Below are 22,362 nucleotides of genomic sequence, written 5' to 3' on the forward strand. Positions count from 1 at the left end.
CTCAGCCCGCCGCGATATCCGCGATCAGAGTGCGGTTGGCGATGGTCTTGGTGGTGATGATCTGGGTGAAGGTCTGCGGTTGTTCGTCGGGCTTCTGCTGGGTCAGGCGGACCTCCCACTGGCCCTCGTCGCCCGCCCGGGTGATCTGCACGCAGTAGCGGGTGCCGACCGGAATCTGGTTGATGCCGCGCTGAATCTCCTCGGCGGTCCGCACTTTCGCGTCGTCGGCGACGACCGCGCGCGCCGCGAAACCGGACCGCTGCACGTAGTAGGCGCGTTCGAAGGCGAGGATGGTGTCGGGACCGCTGCCGGTGCCGCCCGGATCGGTGCCGGAGACGATATCGGCGGTGCGGCGCTGCTCGCAGCCGTCGGCCGCCACCGAGCCCGCCGGGGCGGCCGAGGTGGGGGCGGCGGACGAGGCGGCCGGAGTCGACGTGTGCGCGGGGACCGGCCGGGTGACGGTGGCCGCGGGTTTGGCGCGTTTGCCGGTGTGAATGACGGTGAGCAGCACCGCGATCACGACCACGCCGAGCCCGATCATGACCATGGCCGCGATCAGTTTGTCGCCGCGCCGATTGTCCCGCCGGGGTCGGCGCGGGTGGCGCAGGCGCGGACCGGGGTTGCCGCCCGAGCGATCGATGAGGGTGGGGACCAGCGCGGACTTGTCGACCAGATCGTCCGGCGGATCGTAGTCGTGGGAGCGCGGTCGCTCACGCGGGTCGTGGTCCTCGTCGTCCTCCGGCGCGAGCGCGGCACGCCGGTCGTCGGGTCCCGAATCCAGCCACTGCTCCCAGTCGCCCGATTCGTAGGCCGACTCGTCGGCGATCGGAAGTGGTTCGGGCGCAGGACCGTTCGGCTCCTCGCGGCGGCGGGGCGCCCGGCGGCCCGGGCGCTTGCGTTTGCCGCCGCGCCGCGCCGGGGTGCGCAGCATCGGCAGCCCCAGGTCGAACGGATTGCCCTGCCCGGATTCGTGGTCGCCCGGATCAGATCGTGTCATCGCCGAAGTCGCCGATGACGGCGGCCGGAACCATCTCCTCCGCGACATTCGCGGGCACCGTCACGCCGAGCTGGCCGTCGCCGCGCGGCTTGTGTTCGGAGTCGTTGCCGGTGCTCGGCGGCATCGCCAGGCCGCCGGTGACACCGGGCTGACCGGACTGACCGGACTGGCCGGGCTGACCCGAATCGGGCGACACCGGGGCCGGGGCGGCCACGGGCGGATCGGGATTCGGCATGGGCGCGGGCGCGGGTTCGCTCGCCGCGGCGGGCGGGGGCGCGACCGGTTCGGGGTCGGGTGCGGGCACCGGTTTGGGCCCGGCGGGCTGACTCTGCGGCGGAGTCGGCGAGACCGGAAGCACCGCACCGGGATTGGCGGTGCTCGGGGCCGACTGCCCCGAGGAGGAGGCGCCGCCGCCCGTGCCGCCGAAGTCGAACACCTTCGATCCGCCGTCGGAGGAGGACGACGCGGCCCCGGTCGAGCTGTCACCGTTGGTCGTCGAGCCCGGATGGATGAGTTCGGGCACGGCCTTGTCGACCACCTTGTCGACCGACGCCGCGACGGTGTCCATCGCGTGCGTGCCGACCTCGGCGATCTTGTCGATCAGGTGGGTGCCGATGTCCACGCCCGCGTTGATCGCGGCCGTGCCCACCTGCACCCCGGCCTGAATCAGCTGCTGCTGCAACTGAAGTTGCGCGGCCTGGGCCGGATCCAGCGGCACCCGGTTCGGCGCGGCGCCGTACTGCGGCGTGTCGTACTCGTAGCCGGTACCGCCGTCGCTGTAGGTGCTCGGCGTCGTGTAGGCCGGCGACGGGGACGACGAATCCGACAGCCCCGCGGGCTGGGTCACGGTCAGCGGACCCATGTCCGACAGGCGCTGACTGTGCCCGTCCATCTCGGTGCGGGCGGACTGGACGGCCGAAATGGCATCGCGCAGTGCCTGAGTCGCGCGCGTGATGACGGCGTCGGTGTCCGGCGCGGCGGTGGCGTTGCCGAGGATCGTGCGGGCGTCGCGCCGGAAATCGGCGATGATCTGATCGACCTGCTGGGCCGCGCGGGCGCTGGTGGCGTGCGCGTCGGACAGCACGGCCAGATACGCCGGGCCGCGATCGGAGATGTCGCCGATCTGGGTCTGGGTGGTGCGCAGGGCGGGCACCGCGGCGTCCGCGCCCGCACCGACCCAGGTGGACTCGACCGCGTGCACACCCTCGCGGTGCGGGGCCTCGGTGTCGGCGGCCTGCGCCGAGGAGTTGGACAGGGCGGCGGCGATGGTCTCGTCGGGCGCGGCGCGGCCGGTGCCCAGCGAGGCGCGCAGCTGCAACAGCGGGCGGACCAGGGTCGCCACGATCGGCGGATCGACGGTGGGATCGGTTGTGGTGGTGGGTGATTGGACGACCGTTTCGGTCGGCCGCCGCCGCAGCACGGACCTCATGCGATCACCTCACCGGTGTTCGTGATCGCGCCCGCCGAGGCGTCGTCGGTGCCCTGGGCGGCCGTGCTGCTCTCGCGCAGCACCTGCCCGTAGGCGGCGACGAGCTGGCTCGCGGTCGACAACGCCTGCGCGTGCTCGGAGACCGCGGCGGTGAAGCGGGCCGCGAAATCCGCGCCCACCAAACCGAGGTCGGCCGACAACCGGCCCGGATTCACCGCCCCGGCCGCGGTCGCCGAGGCCGAGGCGAGTTGCCGCGAGACGGTATCCGCGATGGCGGTGTAGGTAGCCATTGCCGCCGGATCGAGCTTCAGCGTATTCACTGTTCCCCCTCACGGAACCCAAGCTTGCGCTGTCGCAGAGTGATTAGCGTCCACCATACTTCGTGGTAGGAGGCGGTGCTCCCGATCTCCTCCAGTGTCACCCACCACCGGCGAAAATTCCATTCCGGACTTTCGTCCGGTTACAGGGACGCCACCCGTTTGGCCAGGTCGTCGGCGAGGGAACGGGCGCGGTCCTGGTCGGTGGCCTCGACCATCACCCGGACGAGTTGTTCGGTCCCGCTGGGCCGGAGCAGGACTCGGCCGGTCTCGCCGAGGACGCGTTCGGCCTCGGCCACCGCGTCGCGGATCTCGGGGGCGGACGCGACCGCGGTCTTGTCGGTGACGGGGACGTTCACCAGCACCTGCGGCACGGTCCGCAGCACGGATGCCAATTCGGCCAGGCTGCGGCCGGTTTCGGCCATGCGGGCCATGAGTTCGAGGCCGGTGAGGATGCCGTCGCCGGTGGTGCCGTAGCGCGGGAAGACCACGTGGCCGGACTGCTCACCGCCCAAAGTGAATCCGCCGCGGCGCAACTCCTCGAGCACGTAGCGGTCGCCGACGGCCGTGGTGCGCACGGTGATTCCGGCCTCGCGCAGCGCCAGATGCAGGCCCAGGTTGCTCATCACGGTGGCCACCAGCGTGTCGTGCGCCAGCTCGCCCGCCTCGAACATGCCCAGCGCCAGGATCGCCATGATCGCGTCGCCGTCCACCACCGCGCCGGAGGCGTCCACGGCCAGGCAGCGGTCGGCGTCGCCGTCGTGGGCCAGACCCAGATCCGCGCCGTATTCGCGGACCGCGCGCGAGACCTGCTCGAGATGCGTGGAGCCGCAATTGTCGTTGATGTTCACGCCGTTCGGCTCGGCGTTGATCGCGATCACCCGGGCGCCCGCCTCGCGGTAGGCGGCCGGGCCCACGTCCGAGGCCGCGCCGTTGGCGCAGTCGACGACGACGGTCAGACCGTTCAGCTCGCGACCGGCGGCCTCCACGAGATGTTCGACGTAGCGTTCGTGCGTTCCGGCGAGGCTGTAGTGCGCGTCGACCCGGCCGTCCACGCCGGACCCGCCGAGCACCCGGCCGATGCCCGCACCCGTGGGGCGGCGGAAGTCGCGCTCGCGCACCAGTTCCTCGATGCGGTCCTCGACCGCGTCGTCGAGTTTGTGACCGCCCGCGGCGAAGATCTTGATGCCGTTGTCGGGCATGGGATTGTGCGAGGCGGAGATCATCACGCCCAGGCACGCGTCGTATTCGGCGGTCAGATAGGCCACCGCGGGCGTCGGGAGCACGCCCACCGAGAGCACGTTCACCCCGGCCGAGGTCAGGCCCGCCGTGACGGCGGCCTCGAGCATCTCGCCGCTGGCGCGCGGGTCGCGGCCCACCACGGCCACCGCCCGCCGCTCGCCCCGGCTGAGCACCTGCGCCGCCGCGGCCGAAACATGAAGTGCCAGTTCAGGACCCAGCGATTCGTTGGCAAGCCCGCGGACCCCGTCGGTGCCGAACAAACGTCGCATTCCCTCGCCCTCGCGTTGGTTTCGGTGTCGATACAGCACGAGAGCAGGCGCCCGACGATTCCGAAACATTCGGCGCGGGCGCCTGCTCTCGTACAGGTAACGGGACGACCGTACCCCTTCCGGCACCGGCTGGGTGCCGGAAAGGGCCGTGCGCCCGTCGCAAGATCAGCGCTTCGAGTACTGCGGGGCCTTGCGGGCCTTCTTGAGGCCGTACTTCTTGCGCTCGGTCGCACGCGGGTCACGGGTGAGGAATCCGGCCCGCTTCAGGGCGGGACGATCCTCGGGGGTGACCTCGATCAGCGCGCGGGCGATGGCGAGGCGCAGCGCGCCGGCCTGACCGGACGGGCCGCCGCCGACCAGGCGGGCGTGCACGTCGAAGGTCTCGGTGCGCTCGACGGTGACCAGCGGGGACTTGACCAGCTGCTGGTGCACCTTGTTCGGGAAGTAGTTCTCCAGCGTGCGGCCGTTCAGGGTGAACTGACCGGAACCGGGGACCAGGCGGACCCGGACCACGGCCTCCTTGCGGCGGCCGACGGTCTGCACCGGGCGGTCGATGAGCACCGGGGCGGGGGCGAAGCCGGGCTCGGCGTCGGCCTCGTAGCCGTACTCCTCCTCGACGACCTCGGCGGTCGGCTCGGCGACGATCTCTTCGTTGAATTCCTCGGGAGCGGTCACTGGGCCACCTGCTTGATCTCGAACGGAACGGGCTGCTGAGCGGCGTGCGGATGCGTCGGGCCCGCGTAAACCTTCAGCTTGCCCGCGATCTGGTTGCCCAGCTTGTTCTTCGGAATCATGCCCTTGATGGCCTTCTCGACCACGCGCTCGGGGCGAGTCTCCATGAGCTGCCGGACCGACCGCGACTTCAAGCCGCCCGGGAAGCCGGAGTGCGTGTGGATGAACTTGCGATCGGCCTTGTTACCGGCGATCGCGATCTTGTCGGCGTTGATGATGATGACGAAGTCGCCACCATCCACGTTGGGGGCGTAGGTCGGCTTGGTCTTGCCACGCAGCAGGTTGGCTGCCTGCACGGCAAGGCGTCCGAGCACTACGTCGGTGGCGTCGATGACGTACCACTTGCGGGTCACGTCACCGGCCTTCGGGCTGTACGTAGGCACAGTGCATCCCTTGTCTGTCGGTTCGGCTGCCGGCCGGGCGTGAGCGGTCGAGCGACCCCGGCGGCCGGTGGAGACCCGGGACTCGTACGACGGCACGATGGAACCGCGCCGTACCGCACGCCAGCGGATCACGATACCAGCGAGGCCGGTGTCCCCTGAAATCAGCCCGGGCGGGCTCGCCTGGACGGCCTGTGGGACGCGCGGGGACGGCCCTGGTCGGGCTCGCCTGGACGCCTGCGGGACCCGCGGGGACGGCCGCGTGCACGGGTGTTCAGATGCGCGTGGGCGGGCCCTGATTGGTGACGCCCGGGACGGTCGGCACGAGGTAGCGCAGGTTGTCCACGCCCAGGTGGGCGCAGTCCTTGTCGCCGATGGCGTGCGGGCCGGTGTTCGGGCGGGCGTACGGGGTCAGCGCGCATTCGGGGGTGCGCGGCGGGACGCGCGAGGCCCGCTGCACCGAGGGCCAGGCGCCGAAGTCGGAGCGGATGTCGAACGTCGCGGACCGCGCGTCGAAGGCGGCGGCCCCGGCAGCGGTCGGGGCCGCCTCGACCGCCGCGCCGGTGCGGGTGTCGACGGCGGCCGTCGCGTCCACCGGGTCGGCGAGGTGGTGGAGTTCGCCGCCCGCGTGCAGGGCGACCGCGGCGAGCGCGACGGCCCCCACGATGGCGGGGGTGCCGAACAGGTTGTCGCGCACCTTGCCCCAGAGCTTGCCCTTGCGCTGTTCGTCGTCGTCCTCGGCGGGAGCGTCCGCGACCGGGTTCGGCGGCCGGGTGAACCGGCTCGCGTACGCGCCCAGTCCGCCCAGCTGCTCCCGATCGACCCGGGTCGTGGGCTCCTCCGCCGACTCCCGTGCCGCGTGCCGCCCCTCCGCGGGGGGCGAATCTGCTTGCCGCCCAGTGCTTTCCGGAGTCCCGACGTGCCGCGGCCCCTGATCGAGCACCGGCCCCTGCGGCGCGCGCACACTGTGCCGCCCCGAAACCTGGCCCGGCACACCGGGATTCGCGACCTCGGGCCCGACCACAGCATGTCGCCCGCTGTCGGTCACGCCCGCCGCACCCGGAAACCCTCCGGTCGGCCCGGCACCCCCGTACCCGAATCCGGGAATCCCCGTCGCTCCGCCACCGGGGCTCCCGGCCGGACCCGTGAAGCCCTGCCCCGGGGGACCGACGACCCCGGGGCCGGGTGCGCTCGGCGGCGCGGTGGCACCACCGTAACCCTGCCCCGGCGCGGCGGCACTGGCACCGCCCGGACCCGTCGTTCCGTGTGGCGGAACCGGATTCGGCGGCGCGGGCGGATACGGGTTGTCCGGGGATTCGCTGTCGGTGACCAGCAGATGGGCCGAGCCGAGGGCGAGGGCGTGCATGGGATGGTCGGCGACGCGGAGGCGATGGCCCAGATGGTTCTGAAAGGCCAGCCGCAGCGCGTCGTTGAAGCACACGTTCCCGGTGAGCAGGACCGTGGACGTGTCCGCGCCGATCGACCGGGCCGCGGCCATGACCTCGATGACCAGGTTGTCGGCCGCGTGCGCCTCGCGCATGGCCTCGGGCGCGATGGGCACGCCGACCGATTCGGTGGGCTGCTCGTCGTCGCCGTGCACCGCGACCACCAGGCAGATCCGGCCGTCGGAGTAGACGCCGGTCGCGCCGATCGGGCGGCGGCCGGGCTCGGGCGGATGCACCAGGCCCAGCGCGCGCACGTACCCCGACAGCGCCACCGACTCCGGCAACGGCTCGGTGATCACGTCCAGCAGCTCGACCAACCGGCAGTACTCGTCGACCTTCTCGTCGGGCCAGTCGTCGGGATACGGCAGCGCCACCACCGCGGGCTTACCGCGCAGATACTTGCCCACCGCGGCCAGCGGGTTGTACAGCCGCGCCCGGAACACCAGTTCCACCGGCCAGGTCGCGCCCGCGATGCGAATCTGCTGATGGCCCAGCACGTCCCGCACATCGGAGACGGCGATGCCCAGATCCGAGCGCTGCAGATCCACACCGGCGGTGTGCAACCGGCCGGACGCGTCCGCCAGCAGGTACGCGGGTGGCGTATACGTGCCCTCCACCTGGACCGGGCGAATCGGTATGCCACCGCCCCCTGCTGCCACGGACACCACATCCCAGCCGAGATGCACTGCCCCAACTCGAGCCGTCACACGCACTAGTGTGCCTGCCGTTCGCGAGACGTGCGCGACGGGGCAGCCGGGCGGCCGGTCACGTCGCGGACTTCCGCAACCGCAGCCGCGACCAGGTGAGCAACGACAGGATCGTGGTCAGCACCAGCAACATCGCGATGTCGAGCAGCCAGAAGGCGGGCTTGTGCTGCCACAGCGCGTCCGGCTGCGCGCCCGCGAACAGGCCGCGCAGATCCACGGTCGACGCGCCCGAGGCGAAGCCCCAGCGCGAGGGGAACAGATACGACAACTGCTCGAGCACGATCCGGTCGGTCACCGGGATCATGCCGCCCGCCATCACCAGCTGGCACATGATCACCACCACCAGCAGCGGCATCACCTGCTCGTTGGACTTCGCGATCGTCGACAGCAACAGGCCGATCACCACACACGTCACGGCCGTGAACGCCAGATCGATGTAGAGCTCGACGCTGCCCGAGGGCACGATCGCACCCTTGCCCGGCGGATTCTTGCCCGCCAGCACGATGCCCACGAGCACCGCGGACTGCACCAGCGCCGCCACCCCGAACACCATGATCTTGGCCATGAGATACGCCGACGGCAGCAGCCCCACCGCCCGCTCGCGGTAGAAGATGGGCCGCTCCCCCACCAGATCGCGCACGGTCAACGTCGAGCCCATGAAGCATGCCCCGAGGATGAGCACCACCAGCAACTGCTGGGTCTCCCCACCGCCGCTGGGCACCATCGATCCGTCCGGCAACGGCACCAACGGCCCCGGCGCGAACCCGTTCTTGCCCGGTACCACCAGCGACAGCACCCCCAGCACGAACGGCAGCACCACCAGGAACGCCAGATATCCCCGATCGGCGAGGATCAACCGCACCTGCCGCCGCGACAATGTCGAGAACTGTTTCCACGCACTGGATTTCGGTGGTTGCCCGGCCACCCCGCGCGGCGCGGCCGGTGGTGGCGGCGGCACCGCGGCGGCCTGCCGGGACCGGTAGTTGGCGAAGGCCCGATCCGGATCGGCCGCGACCCGCGCGAAGATCTCGGCCCAATCGCTGGTGCCCAGGAAGTGCCCCACCGCGCCCGGATGCCCGCAGAACGCGGTCTTCCCGCCCGGCGCGAGCAGCAGCACCTGATCGCACATGTCCAGGCACGCCACCGAGTGGGTGACCACGATGACCGTGCGCCCGGCGTCGGCCAGTTCGCGCAGCATGGTCATCACCTGCCGGTCCAGCGCCGGATCCAGACCCGAGGTCGGCTCGTCGAGCAGCAGCAGCGCCGGGCCGGTGAGCAGTTCCAGCGCCACCGACGCGCGCTTGCGCTGACCGCCGGAGAGCCGATCGACCCGGGTGTCGGCGTGCTCGGTGAGCGAGAGTTCCTTCAGCACACCGTCGATGACCCGCTGGCGATCGGCCTTGGTGGAGTCGGGCGGCAGCCGCAGTTCGGCGGCGAAGCCCAGCGCCTGGCGCACGGTGAGCTGGCGGTGCAGCACGTCGTCCTGCGGGACCATGCCGATGCGGCTGCGCATGGCCTCGTATTCGGCGTGCAGGTTGCGGCCCTCGAAGGTGACCACGCCCGCCGACGGATGGGTCGTTCCCGCAATGAGTTTCGACAGCGTCGACTTGCCCGCGCCGGAGGGCCCGATGAGCGCGGTGAGGGTGCCGCGCCCGGCGGCGAGGTTCACATCGACCAGCAACTGCTTGTTGCCCTCGACCGCGAAGCCGACGCCGTGCACGTTCAGGCCCTGTTCGGCGACCGGCTTCTTGCGGTGCACGAGTTTGCCGTCGGTGACGACGAAGTCGACATTGCCGATGGTGACGATGTCGCGCTCGCGCAGCGCGGTCCGCTGCTCGCGGCGGCCGTTGACGAAGGTGCCGTTGGCCGAGCCGACGTCCTCGATCACCAGGCCCTCGGCCGCCTTCACCAGCCGCGCGTGCTTGCGCGAGGCCAGCGGATCGTTGACCACGATCTGGTTGTCGCTGGTGCGGCCGATGGTGAGCCCGCCCGCCGGGATCTTGTCGGCCCGCGCGATCGGGGCCGTCGAGGCGCGCGCCCGCAGCGGCGGCAGCGCGGAGCTGTCGGCCTTGGCGGTCATGTTGAAATTCGGGATCGGCTGCGCGGTGGGCCGTTGCGGCGGAACACGATTCGGCGGCACCGGCTGCGGACGCTGTTCGGGCGGGGTGTGCGGGCGCGCCTGCGGCGGGACGGGAGTGCGCTGCGGCGGCGCTGGCCGTTGCGGCGCACCGGAATCCGGGCGGCCCACCGCGGCGGGCAGCAGATGCAGCAGCGGTCCGGAGATGGCGTCGCCCAGCCGGACCAGGGTGGGGCGGTCGATGGGGACCGGTCCGGTCAGCCGTCGCGCCTCCACGAACACGCCGTTGGTGCTTCCGTTGTCGCTGAGCACCCACGCAGTACCCTGCCAGGCGAGCGTCGCGTGCACGCGCGAGACCAACGGGCTGTCCACGAACAGCGTCACCTCCGGCGCGCGGCCCATGGTGACGCGTTGCGTGGAGTCGAAGACGCGGTCGGTTCCCTCATGGCGCACGGTGATCTTCTGCGCCGCCGGTGATGCCATGTGGCGGACTATATTCGATACTCCTGACACAGGTGTGGGTCGTCGGTGCCCGCAATTATCCTGTCGGAAGTCCGAAACCCACACGTGACCGGCCCGGGGAGGGGTGGATGTTGGCGAGGAGCCAGACCATGGGTGTGCTCGCGATACTCGTGCTGGCGGCCGCCCTGCTCTCCGGCTGCACCCGCACGACGGACGGCCGCGCGGTCTCGATCTACGACGACCCGTTCCAGGTGGGCGGCCTGCCCACCACGAACGAGCCGAGCGGCCCGCGACCGGGCGTCCCCGATTCCGCGCTCACCGCCACGGGCGCGGACAACGGCGAGTTCGACAAGCTGGCCCTCAACGCCATCGACGACATCCAAACCTATTGGCAGGGCGAATATCACAACGAGTTCGACGGTGAGTTCAGCCCGGTCACCAAGTTCTTCTCCTGGACGGCCAAGGCGCCGCGCAGCCAGGAGACCCAGTTCTGCAAGGAGACCACCTATCACCTGGTGAACGCCGCGTACTGCCGTCTGGACAGCTCGATCGGCTGGGACCGCGGCGTGCTGCTGCCGATGATGCAGGACAGCTTCGGCAAGATGGCCGTGGTGATGGTGCTGGCCCACGAGTACGGCCACGCCATCCAGACCATGTCGCGCATCGTGTCGGCGAAGGATCCGGTGATCGTCAAGGAGCAGCAGGCCGACTGTTTCGCGGGCGCGTTCATTCGCCATGTGGCCGAGGGCAAATCGCGGCACTTCACCATCAACACCGCCGACGGCCTGAACAGCGTGCTGGCCGCCACGGTCGCGATCCGCGACGCCAACCCGGGCGATCCGGAGGCCGTGCACGGTTCGGCCTTCGAACGCGTCACCGCCGTGCAGATCGGGTTCACCGACGGGCCCAAGGCGTGCAAGGCCATCGATATGAAGGACATCAACCGCCGCCGCAAGAATCTGCCCGAGGCCCTGGCCGCCGACACCGGCACCCAGGACCAGGCCGAGATCAGCAAGGACAATCTGGTCACGCTGAGTCGGCAGATGGCGGCCATCATGCCGGTCCCGCACGCGCCGACCTACGACTATCACGGCGCGAAACTGCACTGCGCCGACGGCGCCGACACGGTCCCGGTCACCTACTGCCCGGCCACCAACACCATCGGCACCGACATCCCCGCGCTCGCCGAACGCGGCACCGCGAGCACCTCCGACCAGGAGGGCTTCCCGACCCGGGTGACCGGCGACTACGACGCCTTCGTCGTCTTCGTCTCGCGCTATACCCTTGCGGTCCAAGGCAATGCGGGCCAACGGCTCACGGGCGCGAAGACGGGGCTGCGCGCGGCCTGCCTGTCCGGGGTGATCACGGCCAAACTCTCCGACACCAACCACACCTTCAAACCCGGCGACCTGCGCCTGACCGCGGGCGATCTCGACAAGGCCGTCTCCGGCCTGCTCACCGACGGCCTGGCCGCCAGCGATGTCGAGGGCAAGACCGTCCCCAGCGGCTTCTCCCGCGTCGACGCGTTCCGCGCGGGCGTCCTCGGCACCCAGCAGACCTGCGAGGCCCGTTATACCTGAGTGGTGGGTATCCGCCGCATCTCGTCACCCGAACGGCGGCGGTGCGGCGGGCTCGAAGCGCAACACCCGGTTGCCGAGCATGATCTCCGCCCCGTGGGTCAGGGCCAGAGGTTGGTTGGGCTGCAAACGAATCCAGTCGTGGTAGCCGGGCAGACGGGCGCGGGTGCCGTTGGTGGAGCCGCGGTCGACGACCAGCACATCCCAGTTCACCAGGTGGACCTCGGCGTGCACGCGGGACATGCCGCCGGACACGTCGTCGATCTTGAGCGGCATCAGCCCGCGTTGGGCGGCCTCGGAGGTCTCGGGCTCGCGGCCGATCACGGCGTCGGCGGCCAGCATGTAGGTCATGCCGTCGTCGAGCACGAGCACGCCCAGCGGCGGCCGGACGACCTCGGCGGGCTGCTGGGTCTGATCCACCGGCATCCCGCACACCGTGCAGAACGCCGACCGCGGATCGCTGGGATGGGCTCGGGCGCATTTGAATCCGAGCACCTTGACCGTCAGCGAGGTGGCCTTGGCGGTCGCCTCGAGGCGGCGTTCGAGTTCGGGATCGGGCCGGGGCGCGGGATTGGTCCCGGCGTGCGCGCCGCCGGGATCGGGCTGGGTCTGCGGAACCGGCTGGCGCGGTTCGGGTTCGGGCCGCGGTTGCGGCTGGGAGCGATGCGCGTCGGGCATCGCCTCGGTGGGCAGTTCGGTGAACGACTGCTCGGGCGGTTCGGGACGGCGATGCGCGCCGCCGCTGTCGGCCGGACGGTGCCGCGCGCGCGGCCGCTCGGCCTCGAACCACACGACCGCGCCCGACGCGGTGGCCACGCCCTCGACCAGTGAGCCGATGCCGCGATCGGGCAGTTCCGGTACGCGCCCCTCCTCGTCGACGAACAACGCGGCCGCGCGGTCGGGTTGCTCGGCGACCCGATCCACCGCGAAGGCCGCGTCCACGCCGCGGAAGTACTCGGTCCCGCGCGCGCCCGACAGCAGGGCGCTCACGCCGCCGTGCAGGAAGATCGCGATCCCGCCGGAGTCCGCCCGGGACAGGATGCCGAGCTCGATCGGCCGCCGCGGCGACAGCTGCTCGGCCTCGCGCATCAGCCAGCGGGTCACCTCGCGCGCCACCAGCCGTCCCGGACCGCCCTCGGTCTGCTCGGACACCTCGGCGACGAGCCGGGCCAGCTCCTCGGCGGCGAGCACGGCCGTCGAATCCGCGTGCGCCGCACCGGGTTCGCGATGGGCCACCAGCACCAGTGCCCCGGCCACCCGGACCGCGACATGCGTGCCCGCGACGATCTCGACCTGCCGATCCATCAACGGAATCGGCTCCCGGGACACAGCTGCGGGGTCGTCGCCACACCGACAAGGTTAAGGCAATCGGCGATCGCCGGTGCTCGAGCGCCCGCGCTCCGGTAATTTGTGAGCGAGGCACCGCGAGGGACGGGGACTGGTCCATGGACCGCTGCAAGCGCACATCATTGTTCGTCGTCTGTCTGGCCGCGGCCGGGTTGCTCGCCGGATGCGGCATGAAGGGCACCCCGGCGGCGGGCGAGATCGACGTCCGGCATCTGGACGTCGGCTCCTATCCGGTAGACCGACACCGGTACGACCAGACCGCCAGCGGTAAGGGCGCGTTGCTCGAGGGGATGCGGATGTCGCAGGCGGTGGTGCCGACCGTGCGCATCGACCCCTCGCTGTCGGTCGGCGAACAGGGCCGCGTGGTGCCCGACAGCGCCGACGCCACCGACCACTTCCTGGCCGGGGTGTCCAAACCCGTGCTCGATCGCCGCAACATGATCGTCGGCTACATCGCCGCGGGCGCGGACCGGCCCACGTCCGGCAACGGGCCCACGCCGGGCGCGACCACGGTCACCAATCTGGTCATGCGCTTTCCCGACGCCGACGCCGCCCGCGCGGCCGCCCGCGAACTCGAGGACGTCGACTTCGCCGTCGCGCCGGACCTCAATCGCAAACTGCCGCTGCCGAAGTACCGCGACGCGTTCGTCCACTACCGGCCGGGCGTGGCGAACGTCGGAACCTTCATGGCCTACAAGGAATTCGTGATCTCGCTGTTCATCGAGCGCCCGCGCTCCGAGGAACAGGATCTGCTGGCGTGGGTGCAGAAGACGCTGGACGCCCAGGTGCCCGCGCTCGATCAGTTCGCCCCGACGCCCAAGGACCGCCTCGACGCGCTGCCCGTGGATCCGGAGGGCATGCTCGCGCGCACGCTCGTGCGGGACCGGTCCGCGCGCACACCCGATCCGGACAAGTTCGCCGTCTACGGTTCGGCGGCCTTCGTGCAGATCGCGGCCGACGAGACGGCCCGGCAACGCCTGGTCGACGACACCGGCATGGACGCGCTGTCGGTCGGCGACAACAACTCGGTGCTGCGCGTGCGCGACACGGCCGCGGGTCAGCGGCTGATCACCGGACTCATCTCGGTCGCGGGCTCGGAATACGATCCGACCGACGCCCCCAAGGACGTCCCCGGCGCGAAGTGCGTGCAGCTCAACAGCACCGGCGATCTGCAACACGAGCCGAAGTTCCGCTGCTACGTGCCCTACAAGCGCTACGTCGCGGTGATCACCAGCAATGATCGCGCCGACGCCGACCAGCGGACCGCCGCCTCGTACGCCCTGCTGGCCAACAGTCTGTGAGCACGGTCGACGTCGTCCTGACCGAGACCCGGCTGTGGGCGCGCGGCGAGGCGACGCATTGGGACGGCGTGCCCTCGATCGTCCCGACCAGCGATCGCGCCGGTTTCGTGGTGGGCCCGCCGCTGCGTCCCGCCGACCCGGCCGTGTCCGTGGTCGGCCTGGCCACCGCGGACCGGATCGCGTTCGCCCCGATTCCGCCGACGACCACCGACGCCCTGGCCATGGTGCTCGGCGCGGTCCTCACCGACCTGCGCCTGCCCGGCCCCTGCGAACGCCTGACCCTCGCCATCCCCTCCGAATGGGGTATGCGGCGGCGGCACGCCCTGGAGACCGCCGCACTCCGACTCGCCGCGACCGTGACCCTCGAACCGCTGGCCCTGCGCGCGGCCGCGGCGAGCGGAAGCACCGGCCAGCAGCAGCGCATCGCGGTGCTCGAACCGGCCCCGCTGACCACGACGGTCAGCCTGGTCGGCCGGTCCGGACAGCAGATCTGGCTGGAGTCCCGCGAATTCGAGCCCACCGTGGGCGCGGCGGACCTCGGCGAGGACCACGGACCGGATGCGATGGCCGCGGTGGTGGCGCGGCTGCTCGCCGGTCGCGCGCCGAATTACGTTGCGGCACTGGGTATTCCCGATATCGAAACCCTGACCGCTTTGCGCGAGGCCGTCGCCCGGCAGTGCGGATTCGCCGTCGACGTCCGCGCGATCACCGGCGGTGATCTGCTCGCGGGCACGGGCTTCGATCGCGCCCGCGACGGTTTGCCCCCGGCCATCGAACGACCCGGTTCGCTGCGTGAGCGGGCCGCTGCCACACGGACACGAAAACGCGATTCGGAACGGGCGGCGCGTGCGGGACACGACGCACCTCCCGAACGAGTGGGGCCTGACGACCACGGGCCGAGTGCGACGTCGTGGCAAGGCGATTCGCTGCGCGACGGGCCGCAGGGTACCGGACTGTCTTCCGACACCGTTCTGCCGCAACAGGATTCGTGGGCCGCTCGGCCGCCGCGACAGGTGGTCTCGCGCGAACGAGAGTCGGGTACGCGGCCGCGACGCGACTCGCTGCGCGATCGGGCACGGGCCGCGCGGTCGCCGCGGGAGCGTCGCTCGCTGTTGATCGTCGGTGTTCTGGTGGGCGCGGTGGTCGTGGCGGCGGCGGTGACAGCGGTGGCGTTGGGCGGCAAGCAAACTCGCGAATCCGCCGCGCCGACGCCCTCGCCGTCGACCGCGCCGACGGTTCCTCCCCCGACCGCGCAGCCCGTTCTCCACACGACCGGTCGGGTGCGGGTCGCGGTGCCGCCCGGCTGGCACGTCACCGCCGAATCCGATTCCCGTACCGAACTGACGGCCGACGGGTCCACTCAGCGCGTCGTGCTCGTGCAGCAGGCGTTGGATCCGGCCTCGACCCTGGCCGATGTGCGCGCGGTGCTGGAAACCCAGATCCAGCGGCGCCCGCCGGGAACCTTCGGTCCGCTGCGCGAGGACGCGAGCGTTCCCGGGGTTCCGGCCCTCGCCTACGACGAATTCCCCAGCGACGGAACGACCGTCCACTGGCGGGTCATCGTCGGCTCGGCGCTTCAGGTCAGCGTCGGCTGCCGCACCGTGCCCGAGGCGTGGGCGGCGTTCGCGCCCACCTGCGATCGCCTGCTGCGCGATCTGCGAATTCTCGGCTGATCAGGCCGCGCGCAGGGTCAGTACCGTGATCTCGCTCGGGGCGAAGACGCGGAAGGGCGGTCCCCAGAAGCCGGTGCCGCGACTGGTGTAGAGCCGGGTGCGCCCGTGCTCGGACAATCCGGCCACGACGGGCTGATCGAGACGGACCAGATAGTGGAACGGCCAGATCTGACCGCCGTGCGTGTGTCCCGAGATCTGAAGCGCCACACCGGCTTTCACCGCGTCGGTGATCTGCTTGGGCTGGTGGGCCAGCAGGATCACCGGCAGGTCCGGATCCGCGCCGGACAACGCGGCCGCCAGATCGGGACCGTGGCCGGGCACGGTCACCCCGGTCGGATCGTCGATGCCCGCCATCACCAGCCGGTCGCCGCCGCGCTCGACGACGCGATGCTCGTTGTGCAGCGGCTGCCAGCCCAGGCCCGTCATGTACTCGATCCAGCCGGGCGCGTCGCCGTAGTACTCGTGATTGCCGGTGATGTAGAACCGGCCCAGTTCCGCCTCCACCTTGCCGAGCGGATCCACCTGCGCGCGCCGCCGTTCCAGCGGGCCGTCCGCGAGATCGCCCGCGTGCGCGACGATATCGGGCCGCTGCGCGTTCACCGCCTCGACCACGCGCTCCGACCAGCGCCGCCGATTCAGCGGCCCGTAATGGGTATCGGTGATCACCAGCAGCCGCAGACCGTCCAGTCCCGCACCGAGACCCGCGATCGGCACCGGCACTGTCCGGATCCGCGGCACCCGCCGCGCCTCCACCGCGCCCCAGCCCAGCAGCGCCGCCGCGATCGCCGGCACCGCCACCGCGACCACCCGCGATCGCACCGGATCCTCGACTCCCGCCACGATCAGCACCGCGCGGGCGAGCGCCCCGAACACCGACCAGCTGAACAACACCCAGATCGTCCCCAGCAGCGTGTCGCCCACCACGGCCGCCGTGTCCGAATGAGTTCGCCCGTGCCCCAGGATCATCGAGCCCGGCAGCGCGAGGAAGGCGAGCAGGAACACCGCCGACCCGATCCACAACGACGAACCGCTGGTCGTGGTGTAGACGAGCAGCCACCACGGCACGGCGAACAGCAGGGCGGGAATCGCCAGGAACAGCGCTACACGCGGAACATATTTCACCGATCGACGATACCGATAGTCGAATCCGGCGAGCCGATCCGGACACATCGGTACGGTGGTAGGGCTCTCGCGCCGCGCGAAGGAGTCGCCCTGTGACCGGTTCGTCAGTCGTGGCGGGCGCCTTCGCCGCCGCCGAACGAGTGGTCGTCGTGTCCCCGCACTTCGGCGACGCCGCGCTCGCCCTCGGCGCGCTCATCGCCGCGCAGGCCGAATCCGGCCGGGAGGTGGAGGTTCTCACCGTCTTCACCGGCGGCCGCGACGACGCCCGGCACGACGGCCGCCGCGACGCCTTCGCCGATCTGGTCGTCCGGCGCGCCGAGGACGACCGCGCCCTGCGCATCCTGGGGGCCCGCACCCACCGTTTGGGTCTGTTCGGCCGCATCTTCCGCGAGCCCCCGCCGCTGCGCCCGTTCGGCCTGTTCCACACTCCCCGCGACATCCTCGCCTGCCCCGAGATCGCCGCCGTCCGCCACGGCCTCGAGGAGGCCCTCGCCTGCGGCTCGATCGTGCTGGCCCCCTTGGCCATCGGCAACCACGTGGACCACGTCCTGGTCGCCTTGGCCGCCCTCGCCCTGACCCCCTCCCCCCGACTCCTGTTCTACGAGGACTTCCCCGCCCTCTCCGAACGCTGCCGCCGCCGTCACCCCGTCACCCGCCTACACCCCTTCCGCCTCCGCGACACCCCCGGCTGGGCCAACCCCCGCCTCGCCTACCATCTCGCCACCCGCTCCCTCCTCCCCACCGGCCCCGACCCCCTCACCACCCTCCACCGCCCCGCCCACCCCGAAACCTGGTCCTGCACAACCCTCCCCACCACCCCCCACCACGAATCCACCCAATTCCGAGCCCTGACCGAACACCGCACCGACCTGACCCCCCTGGGCGGCCCCCACCGAGTACAAGCCCTCATCCACCGCTCCCACACCCGCCGCGGCGGCGACCTCATCTGGCACCACCACCCCCCTGCCCACTAACCCAGCCGCACCCCTTATTCGAATCCGCACCCCTTGCAGGGCCCCGAAACGGGTGCGGATCCGAATAAAGGGTGCGGCTGGGTTGCTGTACAACGTCTGGGCCGCTGCGGGTCTGGGGCGGGTGGGATTTGAATAGAGGGTGCGGCTGGGTTGCTGTGCACCGTCCGCGCCGCTGCGGGTCTGGGGCTTGCGGATTCGAATAGAGAGGTGCGGCTGGGGTGGCGGGGTAACGTCTGGGCGGGTCCGGCGGGGCGGCCGTCGGAGGGTTGCGGAGGGAGGGTGGTCGTGGTCGGTCGGGTTCGTCTGGTGGTGGCGGGAGTCTTGGCGGTCGCCGCGCTCGTGTGGGGGGCGCCAGGGGCGACGGCCGAGGCCGAGCCGTGGTTCTATCGGCAGCGGGTGGAGTGGACGGCGTGCGGGGACCGGGCGCTCGATGACGCGGGCGCGCAGTGTGCGGGAATCGTTGTGCCGCTGGACTATTCGCGGCCGGACGGGCGCACGCTGACCGTCGGGATCTCCCGGCTGCCCGCGACCGACCCGGACCGGCGGGAGGGCATCCTGCTGTCCAATCCGGGCGGGCCGGGCGGGCCGGGGCTGCGGATGTGGCTGAATCTCGGTGCGAGCCTCTCCCCGGAGGTGCGGTCGCGATACGACCTCATCGGCATGGATCCGCGCGGCATCGGGCGATCCGATCGGGTGAACTGCGCGGTGCCGCTGCCGACCATGTTGTTCTCGGCGGGCTTCGACGTCTTCGGCTACGCCCGCGATACGACACTGGCCGCCGCCCTCGCCGGTTCGTGTCTCGCGCCGGATCCGGAGAAGGTCCGCTACATCACCACCCGCAACACCGCCCGCGACATCGATGTCATCCGCGGCGCGCTCGGCGAGCCGAGGCTCAACTACCTGGGCGTCTCCTACGGCACCTATCTCGGCGCGGTCTACACCCAGCTGTTCCCCGAGCGCAGCGGCCGCATCGTGCTCGACAGCAATGTCGACCCGGATCGGTACTGGCTCGGCATGTTCCAGGACATGGGCCCGGCCAATGAAGCGGGACTGGACGATTGGGCCGATTGGGCCGCCCGCCACGACGCCGACTACCACTTCGGCACGACCGGCCCGCAGGTCCGCGCGTTCGTCGAGGACGTCATCCGCCGCGCGGCGAGCCACCCCATCGCGTCCGACGGCTACCTCGTCGACGAACACACCGTCCCCATGATGCTGCTCGCGCTGCTGCTGAACCCGCGGCTGAATCCCGATCTGGCCGAGGTCGTCCGCATGGTCGCCGACGGCGTCTCCGGCCTGCCCCTCGACATGGAACGCCTCAAATCCAAGATCAGCGCCGCGGTCCCCCTCGAAACCTCCGGCATGGCCGCCGTCATGTGCGACGACCGCGCCGCCCCGCACGACCCCGCCTGGTACTACGCCAACATCGACCGCGCCCGCCCCACCCAGCCCGTCTTCGGCGCCTTCGCCAACAACATCACCGCCTGCGCCTTCTGGCCCGATCCCCTCGAACCCCCCACCGACGTCCACAACGACGTCCCCGTCCTCATGCTCCAAGCCACCCGCGACACCCGCACCGCCTACGCGGAAGGCCTTGCCCTGCACCGCCGCCTGCCCGCCTCCCGCCTGATCACCTTGGCCGACACCAGAATCCACGGCACCTTCCGCGTCGGCCTGAGCCCCTGCGTCAACGACCACGTCAACGCCTACCTGTCCACCGGCACCCTCCCCACCGCCGACACCACCTGCCAGCCGGACCCGTCCTACTTCCCCGACTAACCTGACGGCCCCCAACTCGCCCCCTGAACCCGTTCAACGGCTGAAGTAGTATGCCGCGAGACCTAACGAGAGGGGGAGGGCGTGCGGCCTGACAGGGAAAACGGGCGCCTCCGACGGCTGGCAGCGCGGGCGGTGATGTCCGCGGGGATGGTGGCGACGGTCGGGTTGTCGGCGTGCGGATCGGACAGTTCGGGGGCGGGGGTGAGTGATCCGGTGGTGGATCTGGGGCAGTTGGATGTGGGGAAGTACTCGACTCAGCCTCGGGATTTGGGGGTGCCGAACAGTGAGGGGCTGGCGCGGTTCATGGAAGCCGAGCGGCTGGGCAATGTGCTGCCGCTGCCGTACGAGATCGATCCGGCGCTGAAATTCGGCGAGTCGAACGTGCACGCCTTCCTCGACACCGACAACTCCCATTTGAGTCCGATGTTCCGATGGGTGAGCGAGACCGGCTTCGCCGACGCGGCCAAGAACTATATCGGGGGATTTTCCACACTGGGAACCTCGGACCAGTCACTGAAACTCTCACACGATCTGGTCAATACCGCCCTCCTGTTCAAGGACGAGAATTCGGCCCGTGAGGCCGCCGCGGCGCTCTCGCGCGGCGACTTCATCCACGATGATCCGGTCGAACCGGTGCCGCTGAGCAACCATCCGAATACGGTCGCGCGATGGCAACCGGCCAAGCAAATCATCGTCGCCTGGACGCCGGTCGATCGAATCGTCTTGGTCACGATAGTCTCCCACTACGAGAACGCCGAGATCGGCGAGTCCGACCTTCCCTTTCTCACCAATCTCGCCGAGAAAGCGATCGACGTCACCGAGGCCCGGCTGAAGAACTACCGGCCGACCCCGCCGGACCAATTGATGACCGTCCCCGTGGACCGCGAGAACATGCGTGGACGAGCCTTGAAACGTCCGGACGGCGACTCCTACGAGAACGTGCCGGGCGTCTACGACCAGCACGGCGCATTGAACTTCGTCGACGATGTCGAGTTCACCGCCAAGGCGTACAACGAGAACGGCGTCGACCTCGTGGCCTTCGACGGCGCGTCGGTCACGCGGGCGCGGGACGCACAGGCCGCGCAGAAGATCTTCGACGATATGGCCAAGCCGGACCGCATGACGCAGACGGTGAACTCCCCGAAGGGCCTGCCGATCGCCAAGTGCTTTCAATACAAGGGACCCAAGCCTTTTCAGCGTTTCACCTGCTTCGTACGGTACGGCCGTTATGCGTCGAGCACCGGATCGCAACAACTCCAGGACGCACAGCAGAGGATCTCGGCCCAGTACGCCCTCCTCGTGAACAGCAAGTAGGTCGCGCACATGAGTCTTTCTCGAAGAATCGCCGCCACCGCGGTCGCCGCCGCCGTATCTCTGCTGATCTCGGCCTGCGGAAGCGTTTCCGGACATCCCGCGGCAGGTGAGATCGATGTTCGGAAACTCGACGTGGGAAGCTACTCGACCGACCCGAACGATATGCGCTACAACTATTATCCCGGCCTCAGCAGCGGAAAGCACCTCGCGATAATGCGGCTGGCCGACAAGGTCGTCAACGGACTGGACATCGATCCGAAACTGAAATACAGCGCCGCCGGACGCCTGGCCGAGTTGAGCGACGCCCCTTCCTTCTTCCAGGATCATTTCAGTGCCGCCGCCACCCAGTACGGCCTGCTCTACGGCTTCTCCGTATCCTCGAGCGACCACGATGAGGTCGACTTCGCCAAGGCCGGCGATACCTACGCCTCGGTCCTCGTCATGCAGTATCCCGACGAGGCGAGCGCGGCGGCCGCGGCACAGGCGTTCGAGACCATCGACTTCGATGTCGCCAAGGACCAGAACCAGAGCGTTCAACTCGCGAAATATCCTGCCGCGCGGTCACATTGGCGGCCCGGAATCCGGACGCTGGGTTCCTGGTTGGCCCGCGGGTCGTATGTGGTGAACATCTTCGCCCGCACACCCCGCACCGAGCTGCCGGACCTCACCGCGTTGACCGAGCACATCTACGACGTTCAACTGCCGCCGCTCGATTCGCTGAAGCCGCTGACGAAACGGGAGATCCTTCACCTTCCCATGGATCCGGACGACATTCTGCGCCGGATCTTCACCAAGAACGAACTGAGCACCTACAGCCCGTTCGTGCCGATCACCATGAGCGTGACCTCGCACGCCTTTCTGGCCTTCGCGGGTGGTGACACGTCGGCCACGAAGAGCGACCTGGAGGCCAGCGGAATCGACGTGGCGGGAGTCGTCGACAAGTCCGTGGTGCTGCGCGCCCGCGACGCGGCCGCCGCCCAGGACTACGTCGCCAAGAAACGGCAGAAAACCGCCCGCCCCGTCGACGGTCCGGCCGATGTCCCGGATGTCCTCTGCGCGGAGGATCCGGACTCGGAGAAGAACACGACCTTCAACGACAACCGCTTTCGGTGCATGGTGCATTACGGGCGCTACATCGCCAGGGTGAACAGCTCTCAGCTGGCGGACGCGCAACAGCGAGCCGCCGCGCAATACGCCCAGCTCGCGAACAGCTGGTGA

Annotated in this window: 17 protein-coding genes; 7 read left to right on the forward strand and 10 right to left on the reverse strand. The window is 70.3% G+C overall.

What is annotated here, in order from left to right:
* Position 1 precedes the first annotated feature (1 nt).
* The 8 genes from ACFYTQ_RS19790 to ACFYTQ_RS19825 all read right to left on the reverse strand — a co-directional run bounded on the left by ACFYTQ_RS19790 (position 2) and on the right by ACFYTQ_RS19825 (position 10,078).
* On the reverse strand, positions 2–997 hold the full coding sequence (locus ACFYTQ_RS19790; RefSeq protein ID WP_387362692.1) for a hypothetical protein: 996 nt from the start codon (positions 995–997) through the stop codon (positions 2–4).
* Positions 984–2,426: a hypothetical protein gene (locus ACFYTQ_RS19795; protein WP_387362694.1), complete on the reverse strand. Its 1,443-nt coding sequence runs from the start codon at positions 2,424–2,426 to the stop codon at positions 984–986. Before ACFYTQ_RS19795 ends, ACFYTQ_RS19790 begins: the two co-directional genes overlap by 14 nt.
* Entirely contained in the window at positions 2,423–2,746 is a 324-nt protein-coding gene (locus ACFYTQ_RS19800; RefSeq protein WP_387362696.1) for a hypothetical protein, read from the reverse strand. Before ACFYTQ_RS19800 ends, ACFYTQ_RS19795 begins: the two co-directional genes overlap by 4 nt.
* Positions 2,747–2,886: 140 nt before the next feature.
* A complete protein-coding gene (gene glmM, locus ACFYTQ_RS19805) occupies positions 2,887–4,254 on the reverse strand; it encodes a phosphoglucosamine mutase (protein ID WP_387362698.1) in 1,368 nt (455 codons plus the stop codon).
* A 165-nt stretch (positions 4,255–4,419) separates the two neighbouring features.
* A complete protein-coding gene (gene rpsI / locus ACFYTQ_RS19810) occupies positions 4,420–4,929 on the reverse strand; it encodes a 30S ribosomal protein S9 (protein WP_387362700.1) in 510 nt (169 codons plus the stop codon).
* Positions 4,926–5,369: a 50S ribosomal protein L13 gene (gene rplM / locus ACFYTQ_RS19815; protein ID WP_387362702.1), complete on the reverse strand. Its 444-nt coding sequence runs from the start codon at positions 5,367–5,369 to the stop codon at positions 4,926–4,928. Before rplM ends, rpsI begins: the two co-directional genes overlap by 4 nt.
* 271 nt (positions 5,370–5,640) lie before the next feature.
* On the reverse strand, positions 5,641–7,518 hold the full coding sequence (locus ACFYTQ_RS19820) for a hypothetical protein (RefSeq protein ID WP_387362704.1): 1,878 nt from the start codon (positions 7,516–7,518) through the stop codon (positions 5,641–5,643).
* Between the two features lie 58 nt (positions 7,519–7,576).
* Positions 7,577–10,078, reverse strand: coding sequence for an ATP-binding cassette domain-containing protein (locus tag ACFYTQ_RS19825; RefSeq protein ID WP_387362706.1), 2,502 nt, complete (start codon positions 10,076–10,078; stop codon positions 7,577–7,579).
* A gap of 128 nt (positions 10,079–10,206) precedes the next feature.
* Between ACFYTQ_RS19825 and ACFYTQ_RS19830 the strand changes: the two genes are divergently transcribed.
* On the forward strand, positions 10,207–11,637 hold the full coding sequence (locus tag ACFYTQ_RS19830) for a metallopeptidase (RefSeq protein ID WP_387362708.1): 1,431 nt from the start codon (positions 10,207–10,209) through the stop codon (positions 11,635–11,637).
* A 24-nt stretch (positions 11,638–11,661) separates the two neighbouring features.
* On the opposite strand, the gene ACFYTQ_RS19835 is transcribed toward ACFYTQ_RS19830, so the two are convergent.
* Positions 11,662–12,939 carry an FHA domain-containing protein gene (locus ACFYTQ_RS19835; protein ID WP_387362710.1) on the reverse strand — a complete coding sequence of 426 codons (1,278 nt, stop codon included), beginning with the start codon at positions 12,937–12,939 and terminating at the stop codon, positions 11,662–11,664.
* 140 nt (positions 12,940–13,079) lie between these two features.
* Here ACFYTQ_RS19835 and ACFYTQ_RS19840 point away from each other — a divergent pair, with 140 nt between their 5' ends.
* The gene (locus ACFYTQ_RS19840; RefSeq protein ID WP_387362712.1) at positions 13,080–14,282 is read left to right on the forward strand and encodes a hypothetical protein; all 1,203 of its coding nucleotides are present in this window, start codon (positions 13,080–13,082) and stop codon (positions 14,280–14,282) included.
* Positions 14,279–15,955 (forward strand): type VII secretion-associated protein, encoded by a 1,677-nt coding sequence (locus ACFYTQ_RS19845; RefSeq protein WP_387362713.1) that lies wholly within the window; start codon positions 14,279–14,281, stop codon positions 15,953–15,955. Before ACFYTQ_RS19840 ends, ACFYTQ_RS19845 begins: the two co-directional genes overlap by 4 nt.
* Here ACFYTQ_RS19845 and ACFYTQ_RS19850 read toward each other — a convergent pair whose 3' ends face one another.
* Complete coding sequence (locus tag ACFYTQ_RS19850; RefSeq protein WP_387362715.1) at positions 15,956–17,077, reverse strand: metallophosphoesterase; 1,122 nt, start codon at positions 17,075–17,077, stop codon at positions 15,956–15,958.
* Positions 17,078–17,169: 92 nt separating this feature from the next.
* Here ACFYTQ_RS19850 and ACFYTQ_RS19855 point away from each other — a divergent pair, with 92 nt between their 5' ends.
* From ACFYTQ_RS19855 to ACFYTQ_RS19870, 4 genes are all read left to right on the forward strand, one after another.
* Positions 17,170–18,051: a PIG-L family deacetylase gene (locus ACFYTQ_RS19855; protein WP_387362717.1), complete on the forward strand. Its 882-nt coding sequence runs from the start codon at positions 17,170–17,172 to the stop codon at positions 18,049–18,051.
* A gap of 285 nt (positions 18,052–18,336) precedes the next feature.
* Positions 18,337–19,830 carry an alpha/beta hydrolase gene (locus ACFYTQ_RS19860; RefSeq protein ID WP_387362719.1) on the forward strand — a complete coding sequence of 498 codons (1,494 nt, stop codon included), beginning with the start codon at positions 18,337–18,339 and terminating at the stop codon, positions 19,828–19,830.
* A 135-nt stretch (positions 19,831–19,965) separates the two neighbouring features.
* Positions 19,966–21,144: a hypothetical protein gene (locus ACFYTQ_RS19865; RefSeq protein ID WP_387362721.1), complete on the forward strand. Its 1,179-nt coding sequence runs from the start codon at positions 19,966–19,968 to the stop codon at positions 21,142–21,144.
* Positions 21,145–21,153: 9 nt separating this feature from the next.
* Positions 21,154–22,362, forward strand: a complete 1,209-nt coding sequence (locus tag ACFYTQ_RS19870) for a hypothetical protein (RefSeq protein WP_387362723.1) — start codon at positions 21,154–21,156, stop codon at positions 22,360–22,362.

The organism is Nocardia sp. NPDC004068 (assembly GCF_042874315.1).
GTDB lineage: Bacteria > Actinomycetota > Actinomycetes > Mycobacteriales > Mycobacteriaceae > Nocardia.